Genomic DNA, 11,905 nt, shown 5'->3' with positions numbered 1-11,905 from the left:
ATGTTAGTAAAACCATTAATGTTAGTAAAACCATTAATGTTAGTAAAACCATTAATGTTAGTAAAACCATTAAAATTAATATTTATACATCACATAAAATAATATAAAAAATAAAGTCCAATCTATTCAATCCAAACCAAAAATAATAGTAACATTGTTGTTATACAACATTATTAATAATTTTAGATTTTAATGAATCTTTAAAAAATTGCTCATAATTATTACCAACATAACCAATATTTCAATAAAAAAAATTAGCATTAAAAAAATTTAAAAATCTCAACTTAAAAAAATAAAAAAAATCAGTTAAACTTAAATAAACTAATTTAAAATCATAAAATAAAACTCGTAGAAATAATCTTCTATTATTCACATAAAATCAATAATATGGTGAATATAAAAAATTTTTTAAAAAAAATTTAAACCAAGGATACATAAATACTCAAGCAAATATATACAAAATTATAAAATTTTGAAAATTTGCAGCCAATAAACTGTATCTTATACGTTTAATTTCTAAACTTCTTAAAACAAAAAAAATTCAAAAACCATAAATAAAAACAATATGTCAAAATTTTAATACAAACAATAACATAACATAATGGTTAACCATTCTAGTACGTCTAGGTTCTGATTCTAAGAATCAAAAATGTTCATCAGTATCAAAAATTCAACTAACATTGCTATAAAAATTCAAAATATGAATAAATTGATAAAATTCTAACCAAACAACATAAGTTAATATTAAGGTTAACAACAATAATAATAAACTTTGTTTATTAAAAATATTTCATTTTAATGATAAAATTAAAAAATATGTTAATAAAATTAACAAAACAATTGGAAAAATTTTTAAAAAAAATAAACGTCACGAAAACAAATGGGTTTTAAAAAAATTTATTTGATCGAACATAAAAAAAGATTCTTGTGAAGCATTTAATGTAAAAAAAAAAAAACAAATAAATGTTGATGCTTCAATCAACCAGAATAAAATATAACTTCTACGTCAAAATCTTTGAATAGCTGTTGTATATTTACCAAATTTATATTTTTTAAAAAAAAATACAAACCCTGAAACTAATCAATATATAAACATAATAACACTTATCCATGAAAAAAAAATTTTGTTAAATGGTAAAGTTTTTATTACTAAAATTGAATACATTATTAACACTAATAAAATTGAAACAATCCATAACTTAAAACCTTTTCATAAAAAATTAAAGCCTGATAAAAAAAAGTCTCGGTTAAAATTAGAAAAAATAGATTTATTTTTAAAATTTATAAAATTAAAATAAAAACCATGTTTAGTTGCCAACATTCTAAAATTAGTTCTAAAAATATTGAAATCATCGTATATAGATTTAAAATTCAAAGATATTAATTTATAAACAAAAATTTCAAACCAAAATGTATCTTTTTTTTTAAAAAAAAGATCATAAAGATCTCTTTTTAAAACATAACTTTGATGGTCTTTGTAAAATTGTTGTTCTTTTGCATCAAGATTCTGACGTTCCAAATCAAGTTTGCTAAAGCACAAATCTAATGTATCAAAAATAAAACAATAAAGAAGTCTAAGATATTTCTTAAAAACCTTTTTATTAAAAAAAACCATACCCAACCAAGGGAAGTAGGAATCGAACCCACATCGACGATTTTGAAGACCGTTGTTTTACCACTAAACTATTCCCCTAATAAAAAAATTTATTTAATTATGTATTTTATACATTTCATAAAAATAATAACTCACCTTTAGTAAATTCACCAAATTTAATTACTTGATTACATCACCATTTAAAAGACTCAAATAAAAATGAAAATGATAATTCTGTTTTTTCAGGATAAGATTCATATGTATACGAAGTTGTACCTCGTAATGGATGTGTAAGATATCTAAAAAATTTTAAAATTGATTTACTGTACCAATGAATTTGGTTAGAAACAATTTTAAGTTTATAAGCAAGCACATACGGATGGTATATATTTGTATATTCTGGATCTACATTTAAACCTAAACGAGTTTTATTATTAATATCAGCAAAAACTTCATCATGAGTATGAATATTATATTTCCAACTTCTTAAAGCATGTTTTGAATACTCTTCAGATTCAATTAAAAATTCTTTAATTATAAAACCAAACCAATTTAATAAAAGTTTAAATTCATTCACTAAAACACAAACATTGTAAAAATTATATTTACATACTTTAGAAAAAATGAACGAATAAAATAAAAACATTAAACCTCATCAAATATAACCAAAATTAAATGTAAAACGATAAAATAAAAAAAATAAACCATAAACTATAATAATGTTTAATCACAAACACCAATAAAAACCTGTTCTGTAAAGTTGTCTGTTTCTAGAATATCTACTTTTATTAAAAATTCTATTTTTTCTTAGAAAAAAAAAATTAAAATTTTTTAAATTATTATAATTAATATATTTATTCATTGAAGAATCAGAAAATTTAATTTTTGTAGTTATTTTATTTTTAATAGTATTATTAAATTTTTTAAAAAAAATATTTTTAAATCTAAATAAAAAAATATTTTTAAATTTTAATAAATTTTTTTTTTTATCAACTAGTAAATCAGTAGATAGCATCCACTCAGTAAATTCAGCATAATTTTTTTTATAAATAAAATACATTTTTTTAAGGTGAAAAATTTTTTTTTTTCGAAAAAAAATTATACCCATTCTAGTTTTTTTTTTAAAAATAATTTTATTTTTAATAATTTTATGTTTACAAACTTTAAATAAAGCTTTATGATATAAACACCAATCAGAAAATTTTTTTAAATCAAGTATTGTTAAAAAACCATTAGATCTATGTAAAAAAATAAAAAAAATAAAATCAAAACTTATCAAGTTATATGGTGTATGAACATCATAAAAAATATGTGATATAAATCTATAATATCTTTTAAAAAAAAATTTTTTAAAAATATAAAAATAAAAAAACATATTAATTTTAATATCAAAAAAATTTAATTTTAAAAAATCTTTTTCAGCTTTAATTTTAAAAAAAAATGAATTTACAAAAAAATTAAATTGTTTAATTAAAAATTTTAAACTCATAAAATAAAATTCTTCTAAATCAAGACGATTTTTAAAATTATGAAAAAATAATATACGTGGTTTATTTTTTTTTAAATAATCGTAATATACTATCCTTGGAAATCTTTCTTCTGAGAATAAAAAAAAAAATGATTCTTCAAAGAATACTGATAATTTTTGAACTAGATACATACTACGTACATAATCTAAAACAAACATATTACAGTTACAGAAAGAAATACAAAATGCCTGAATAAGGCATAAAAAAAATAAAAAAATAAAATCTAAAGCGCACCAAAGAACATAAAAAATAATCACTTCAATAAAAGTAAAAAATAAAGTAAAAATTAATTTCACCATAAATAAAAAAAACAACATAATTTTATTTAAAATAAAAATTTAAATATGATTTATAGAAAGTTAAATAAAAATAATTTTTTGGTCTTAATTTTAAAATAAAACCTACAAAAGACCTGCATTTTTTAAAATTATAATTATTTTTTCTATTAAAAAAATGTGTAGGCCAAATTAATTCAAAAATTGAATTAAAAATAACCAATTTTAAAAAATTATAAATCAGTAAAACAATTAAAAATTCTTCAAAAAATAAACTTAAATCGAACAAACATATCATGTTCAAAAACAAAAAAATTCAAATATTAAATAAATTTATATAAATATTTTCTTCCACCGACAGGTTCCCCTACCAGTACCTTGTGTCAACTTCACTCAGATAACCAGGACAGTCTAACAACCCATTCCGAAATAGACAAGACTTTTGGAACATAAACTACAATAATATATAAAACACTACACATTATTGTAAATAAATAAATCAAAGTTAAACATAAATTTCAAAAAACTATACCGGGTCAAAACAAGCGGCGTTAATTCAATAGCTTATTCATAGGCCTCTCGAAATGTACTAATGCTCAGAGCGTGATGGGCGGTGTGTGCAAAATTTGATTAACCATTCACCGTAACGTACTAATTTACGATTACTAACGATTTCGTCTTCATACTTTCGAGTTACAGAAAATAATCTGGACTGAGACAGTTTTTAGAGATTTGCGAAAAATCAATTTTTAGCAACTCTTTGTTTCCGCCTATGTAACACGTGTGTAGCCCAAAATACACGGACCATAAGGACTTGACTTCAGTCCCTTCCTCCTCAAACTGTCAAAATTGTATAACAATGTAACGACAGCATCGTTTTTTTAGAAAAAATTTATTTTAAAATTAAATAATTTTAACTACTAAAAAGAGTTGTTAAAATTAAATTACAATTTACACCAAATAAACATTAAAACTAAAAAAAGGAGTTGCGTTCTTTATGAAACTTAATTCTATATTTCACAACAAGAACTGACGACAGCCATGCAGTACCATAGTTAATAAATAAATAATTTTTATTAAAAAAAATTTAATTTTATTAAAAAAAATTTGGTAAGATTTTACGCGGATTATCGTATTAAACCACATGTTCCACCGTTCTAACAAATTCCCGCCAATTCAGTTAAGTTTCTCCCTTGCGACAGTACTGCCCAGGCGGAGTATTTACGCGTTAACTTGACCCTAAGATCAATACTCATCGTTTACAGTATAAACTAATAGGGTCTCTAATCCTGTTCGATATTTATACTTTCATGCATCAGCGTCATTTTAAAATTGTACACCACTTCCACTCCTGGAAATCACTGCAAACTAACTGTATTTTATCACTAATTTGCAACAACCATATACAAATAAAAAAATCTAGTCAAAAGGTTTTATATTTTACCCTAGTCAACTATTGTAGTTAAATATAAATTCTTTTACCGCCTACGCATCCTTTACGCCTAGTTAATACGGATAACGCTTGCTACTCATGTCTGACCGCGGCTGCTGGCACATGCATTGGCCATAGCTTCTTATAGATTTACACTCATTATACTCAATCTAAGCTTCAACTTTACAGCTGCCATAGCTTTCTTCATTGTCACCGTTTCGCTAAGTCACGCAATCGCGTATTGCTCAAGATTCCTCACTGCTGCGAACGGGAGGTTGTTCTCATACCTCCTGTGGCTGATTCTTCTTTCAAATCAACTAAGGATCACAGGCTTTACGTTATAAAAAACCATTATTATTAATATTATCGGTAATGCATTTGGCGCATCTCGTAAAAAACCTAATCCTAAGTCTAAACATCACACAACGAAAACCAAAAATTACAATAAAAATTATTACACTTTTCAAAAAATTTAGATAAACTCAAAATAATAATTTAAAAATAATTTTTAAAAAAAAAAAATCTTTGCTTTTTGATATTTCACCACACCTATTAAAGTTGCAGGAGGCTTACTTAATATTACATTAACAACCAATTAAGCCAATTCTAAAGAATTCCAAAAAAGGGTATTAACGATAAAATTTAGTAATGTATCGAAAAAGTTATTACTTATCTATTGTAATTGTGTGGTAGAAATAAACTTGTTACTCACCCTGCCGCTATGATAATTAATATATAAATTTTGAAAAATTAAAATTCAACAAAATTTAATAAATTTATTAACATCCAACTTGCATGTGTTAAGCGTTCGGTTAGCGTTCATCCAGAGCTAAGATCACACCCACATGTAAAAAAAATGTACACATCCATTAAAATTTTTAAAAAAAATAAAAAATTAATATATAAAATTATTGAAATTATCATTTATATTTTCTTGTACCATAATGATAAGCAACCCTTTTAACATTTTTAGTAAATAACATTTTTGGTAAACCAAATGTATGTCATCATAATAAAAAGTGTTCAAAAGGTAAAGCACAAATACGAATAGGCATATGATGGTGGTATCTTCCACAAACTTCAGCACATTGACCATAATAAAAACCAACATTATCAATATAAAAATTATGATGTGTTGCTCTACCAGGAATACAATCCATTTTTAACCCTAAACCAGGAATAAACCATGAATGAATTACATCATAACTATTTGTTACAGCAGTAATGTTAACATGTGCTGGTAATACCAATGTACGTCTAGTTCTTAGTAAACGTTTTGATAAAACAACTGATGTATTTTCATATCTAGTTTTATTTTTTTTAAAAAAATTATATTGTTTGGTAGGATTGCCTAAATTTTCAATAATAGTCTCATTATTAATTAAATAAGGATTTACACTTCATCTAACTTTTTTTAAATTACCACCGTCTGGTTTTTTTTCAAATTTTACACGTAAAGGTACATTTTTACGTCTTTTATAACGTTTTTGTTTCATAGTTAAAAAAACAGAATTAGACACAGGTTTATGTTTAATTTTAGCATTATTATCAAAAAATCTAAATTTAAATAATTCAATAACACCAGCTTCTAAATTAAAACTAGATTTATTAGAAATTGGGTATTTAATTAAACGTACTGGGGTATTACCATTACTACGTTTAACTCAACGATTAATTTCTAAAAAGTCATTATAATTATATAAACAATTATTTAACATAGATAAATTAGGTTCGTTTTTAATATTGTTTTTAGGTGAAACTAAAAATTTAAATAAATTATCTTTAATATTAATTTGATCTTTTCTATTATTAAAAACATCAAAATATAGTAAATTATCAACATTTAATGAAAAATTTGTTTCATCAACAAAAGACACAAAATCTGACCATAATAATTTTTTATTTTTAGTTCTAATATTAACATTGTTGTATAAACCGTTTAAAACAGAATGTTTGTCTGACATATTTGCAATTTCACCAAAATTAACAAAATCTTCTGAACCTACTAAACTATCAAAAAAAAATTGATCAACTTTTAAAAAAGATTTTTGAAACAAATCATAATCTTGTAATTTCAAAAATTTCTCAAAGAAATCATATTTCAATTGTTCTTGAGGTGAAATTAAATGAAAATCTTTTTTTTTTTCAAATTTTTGTGATAATTCGGATCAATAATTTTTGACTCATTTATTTTTATAACGTAATTGTAAAATATGTAAATAATCATCAGAAACTTGTGAATCTCCTGGTGTAGTTATTTGTCATTTATTTCTACCAATATTTTTAGGCACTGTTAATATATCAGTAAATGCTTTTAATTCGAATTTATAAATCCAATATCATTGTTTACCACGAATTCTAATTGTTAACAAACCTGTTTCAGATTGCCATTCAATCATTTTTAAAATTAATGTGGAATTTGTAATAATATTAGCACACCATGAAATTGGAATTAAACAAACAATTAAATCACCTCATTTACCATGAGGTCTTAATGATGTTGCAATACGTGGTCTAAATTTTAATGTTCTAAAGCGAACAACACGTAAAATAACTAAATAATAAAAAGCTCATAAAAATGAAAATCAAAACCACCATCAATATTGTCATTGGGTTAGATGTATTAAAACATCTGATTTAGTGTTGTTAAAACCAACACCAAAATTAGTTTGTAAAGCTACTTCAGTGACGATGTTCCCTCACACAGATAAATTTATTATATTTATCTTTTTTATAAAAAAAATTATTTTTAAGTTAAGTAATTAATATTTAAGTTTAATAAAACAATATTAGTTTTCATTAATTATCAAAAAATATATCAGAAAATAATTTGAAAACATTTAATTTTTTATTATAGCTTTAAAAAAAAAAAAAAAAATAATATTAAATTTAAAAAAATAAAAAAATTAATTTGATAATTAAAAAAAATTATACGTCAATTTACAAAAATTAATATTAATATTAATATTATTAAAAATCAATTAAAATAACTAATATTATTTGAAAATGTAGGTAATAAATATAAAAATTCATCATATTTTGATGAATTTATTGAGTGCGTTATAAAACCTTCTCCAAGTGAATTTTTATTTAAAAAAATAAAAAATAAATAAATTATTATAAAATACGATATTATTATAAATAGCGATATTATATAATTTGAACTTAAACTTGAATTTGTATAAAATTGTGAAATTAAATTTTTTTTATTTGTATCATTATATATTATTTTTTTTGATTTTTTAAAATCAAAAAAAATGTAATAAAAAAAACGGAATGAATAGATAATACCAAATACAGCACCACCTAATATATTTACTAATACAAAAAATGTATAAACCATATCATTATTATTACCTAATAACAATAAATGTTTTATATAAAAACCTAATGTAAAAGGTAAACCACTCAAATTAATCAAACAAACAAAACTAGAAAAACATTCAAATGGTAAATATTTTCACAACCCACCCATTCGTCTAATATCTTGTACATTTCTAAAAAAACGAATAATATTACCTAAACATAAAAAAATAGCAGCTTTAAAAAAACCATGTACATATAAATATAAAATAGTGTATTCTGGTATAAAAGTACTATAACAAACCATTAAAAAACCACAATGACTAATTGTAGAGTATGCTAAAATTTTTTTAGAATCTGATTGGTATACAGACCCCAACCCTCCAAAAAATGCTGTAAAAGAACCTATTAATGGAATAATATAAAAACCATAAATTGAAAGTTCAAATAAATATGTAAATCTTAATAATAAAAAAATACCAGCTGAAACTAACGTAGCTGAATGAATTAGTGCAGACGCTGGTACAGGTGCTTCCATTGAATCAGGTAACCATAAATGGAAACCAAATTGTGCTGATTTTATACAAATACTTAATAATAAAAAAAATGTTACTATATTCAGTAAAGAAACTTTAACATTCACAATATTAAAAATATAATTATTTAAAACAGATCAATTCTCATTTAACACATTAATATTAGTTTCATCAACAAACAACATAATTAACAATAAAAAACAAAATAATGAAACATCACTCAATTTATTAAAAGAAAAAGCTTTGAACGCAGATTTTAATACAGATATTTTTGTAGATCAAAAATTAATTAAAAAAAAAGATGTTAAACCTATTAATTCTCAACCTAAAAAAATAACAAAACAATTACCACTTAATACTAAACATATCATACTAATAACAAAAGCATTTAATAATAAAGTAAATCTTTCAATATTTGGTTCATATCTAAAATAAGAAAAAGTAAACATATACACAAATACAGAAATTGTAAGTGTCAAAAAAAAAAAACTATATGAAACTGAATCAATTAATAATTCGAACGAAATTTGTTGATTTAAATCACAAACAAACCATTTACCTATATTAATTATAATTATTGTATTTTTTAAAAAAAAATCATTAAATGATATTAATGATGATATTCAAAATAATACAATACTGATTAAATTAAGTATAAAAACACCATAAAAACCTAAAAATGACAAATAAAAAAAACTAAATAATGTTGTAAAAATAAATAAAACATAAAAAAAAAAAAAAAATGGTAAATTATAATGGTTGTAGTATTTTAAATCATAATTCAATTCATTTAAATAAACAAATAAATTTATACCATTTTTGAATGGTAAATTTAAAATATTTATAATAATAGAATCAATTTTGTTTAATAAATTATCATTATAAATAATTTCAAATTCTGAAAAACCAACAATTTCCAATATTAAAAATAATGGATAAAATAATAATAGTTCTAAATAACATCACATGAATTTTAATTTATTAAAATAAATAGAATTTAAAAATTCAAAAATATTATTTAAAGTTTCATCACTAAAATAATTATACAAATTGTATGAAATTAAAAAAATTACACTCAATGTAAAAATTAATTTTATAAAATTTGAGAAATTAAATTTAACATTAAATTTAATATTTGTAAAATTAGAAATAAATTGTTTAAGCATAAACTTTATTTATCAAATTAATTTTTAATTTTTAGAATGTAACAAAGAAAGGTACTCAATTCAAAATATAAGTTTACAAAATTGTTCACGACCATCTTCAATATAAAATGCAAATATACCAAACCAAAACTCCTCTAACAAAAAAAAAATTTCCATTAAAATTACAATTTAGTTTGTTGTAAAAAATTTATTTTATTAAAAATAAAATAAAAATTTGAATTAATTAAAATTGGTCTTCTACAAATATTTGTAGCTAAATAAAAAAAAACAAAAAAATAAGCAAATAACATACCATCATTACCACCTAATCTATTATAAAAGCGACCATATGGTAAAAATGTATTTGTATACATAGCACACATAAAAAAAAAAAAAAAAAATAATTGATAAAATAAATTAAATTCTAAGTTAAAATAAAATTGTTTATAAAAATTAATTTGTCTTACACCATCTTTAATTATTAATTTTTTTTTAGCAAAAAAACCACTCTCATTAAAACCGTGTAAAGTTGGTTGGTGAAATAAAATAAAAAATAAAAATAATAAACCAAAAATACCTGTTTTATGGTGTGGGCATACAATTAACCAAGCCATGTAAGGTCTAAAATACCAATGTGGTGCAACACCATAAAAACGTACATCTGAAATCAAACCGATATCACCTCACATAAAAATTTCATATGAAAGTGCTTCAGGATCAGGGTAAATTCACCAACAAAAAATATTCAATAAAATTATAAATTCAATAAAAGTACCTAATTCATTCAACAATGCTTCGTCTCATCAACTCATTTCAGATTCAAGACCATCATAAGTAGATTCGTTTTTTCAATCATAATGCATATCAACACCATGTAAAACTCCTAAATAAGCCATATAAAATGCTGAAACATAATGACCATAAGCTAAACGAATTAAGGTATCAGTATTTAAATTTTTATCAGTAAATATTCACCAATAAATTTTACCATGAAATAAAAAAAATGTGTGCATAATATTTGCTGCTATAGTTAATGTAATTTCGCTTAAATGTGTACAACATAAAACCAAACCGAAAAAGGTTACAACTTGTAAAATCATAAAAGTAAAAACACCACTTTTTCACGCAACTTCATGCTCATAATCAAATGCGTTAATATAAAGTTTTCTAAATAAATGTACTCATGAAAAAATGAATAACAAATCAACACCACGTTCATGAATTCAAAAAAAATCGTCAATATACAAATCTTCAACATCCTCTTCATCACGAACTAATGGTACCATCATTGCTTCAGGAACCAAACTAAATGATAACATTGTACCACTTACTAATTGTGAAAAAACAACAAGGATAATAAAAAAACCAAATAATGATGATGTGTCATGAAATGCTACGGTTAATAATGAAAAATATTTTACTAAATTAATTAAACCTGCATTAAAATATACTTTAAAAGATCCTACCAAATTTAAAAATTATAAATAAAAAACAGAATTATCAGTTTGAGTAATTTTTTTAAAAATATAAATGTTTTTATTTTTTAAAATATTATTATTAAATTTTAATTTTTTAAAAGAAATTTTTAATTTTGAAACTTTAATTAAATATGTAGATCGTTTTTTAGGTACTGCCATAATACAAAAACATTATTAATACAATTTACGTGAAAAAGTTAATTTTATAAAAAAAATTTTAAAAAAATTAAATAAAATATAAAATACAATTTAATTTTTATCAACCTTTTTATTTTGTATTAATTTAATAACACAATCAAAATAAATAATAATTATTATATAAAATAAAAACAAACTTGTCAAATTTGCATTTAGAATATTTATTATTCAAATTTTTTAAAAATAAAAATATAAATTAAAAATAAGAATATAAAAATGAAATTTAATTTTCATCAACTTTTTTTCATCAACCTACAACCTCAAATAAACTTTAAATAATATAAAATATTGTAAACAAAAAATGTAAATTTACGTCTTAAATGTTCATTTTTCAGATGGAAAAATGAAATTCAGTTTTCATTAATTTGTTCTGAAAATGAATTGTTATAAACGGAAAATTTTTATAAACAAAATG

General features: G+C 21.8%; 8 protein-coding genes and 1 rRNA gene. All 9 read right to left on the bottom strand.

What is annotated here, in order from left to right:
- Window positions 1–1,210 precede the first annotated feature (1,210 nt).
- A complete protein-coding gene (locus tag PLC66_RS19290) occupies window positions 1,211–1,519 on the bottom strand; it encodes a hypothetical protein (protein ID WP_324543538.1) in 309 nt (102 codons plus the stop codon).
- 268 nt (window positions 1,520–1,787) lie between these two features.
- Complete coding sequence (locus PLC66_RS19285) at window positions 1,788–2,171, bottom strand: hypothetical protein (RefSeq protein WP_324543537.1); 384 nt, start codon at window positions 2,169–2,171, stop codon at window positions 1,788–1,790.
- A 150-nt stretch (window positions 2,172–2,321) separates the two neighbouring features.
- Window positions 2,322–3,254, bottom strand: coding sequence for a hypothetical protein (locus tag PLC66_RS19280; protein WP_324543535.1), 933 nt, complete (start codon window positions 3,252–3,254; stop codon window positions 2,322–2,324).
- Between the two features lie 483 nt (window positions 3,255–3,737).
- Window positions 3,738–5,681: ribosomal RNA gene (locus tag PLC66_RS19275) — 16S ribosomal RNA — on the bottom strand.
- A gap of 156 nt (window positions 5,682–5,837) precedes the next feature.
- Window positions 5,838–6,194: a cupredoxin domain-containing protein gene (locus tag PLC66_RS22970; protein WP_503012246.1), complete on the bottom strand. Its 357-nt coding sequence runs from the start codon at window positions 6,192–6,194 to the stop codon at window positions 5,838–5,840.
- Window positions 6,195–6,494: 300 nt separating this feature from the next.
- Window positions 6,495–6,908, bottom strand: a complete 414-nt coding sequence (locus PLC66_RS19270; RefSeq protein ID WP_324543533.1) for a hypothetical protein — start codon at window positions 6,906–6,908, stop codon at window positions 6,495–6,497.
- A 1,382-nt stretch (window positions 6,909–8,290) separates the two neighbouring features.
- Window positions 8,291–8,776 carry a proton-conducting transporter transmembrane domain-containing protein gene (locus PLC66_RS19265; RefSeq protein ID WP_324543531.1) on the bottom strand — a complete coding sequence of 162 codons (486 nt, stop codon included), beginning with the start codon at window positions 8,774–8,776 and terminating at the stop codon, window positions 8,291–8,293.
- A gap of 213 nt (window positions 8,777–8,989) precedes the next feature.
- Complete coding sequence (locus tag PLC66_RS22965; protein WP_503012245.1) at window positions 8,990–9,196, bottom strand: hypothetical protein; 207 nt, start codon at window positions 9,194–9,196, stop codon at window positions 8,990–8,992.
- 800 nt (window positions 9,197–9,996) lie between these two features.
- Window positions 9,997–10,485, bottom strand: a complete 489-nt coding sequence (locus PLC66_RS19260; protein WP_324543529.1) for a hypothetical protein — start codon at window positions 10,483–10,485, stop codon at window positions 9,997–9,999.
- Window positions 10,486–11,905: the final 1,420 nt, after the last annotated feature.

Source organism: Thauera sp. (genome assembly GCF_035444905.1).
GTDB lineage: Bacteria > Pseudomonadota > Gammaproteobacteria > Burkholderiales > Rhodocyclaceae > Thauera.
This window is presented reverse-complemented; position numbering and strand designations above follow the sequence as displayed.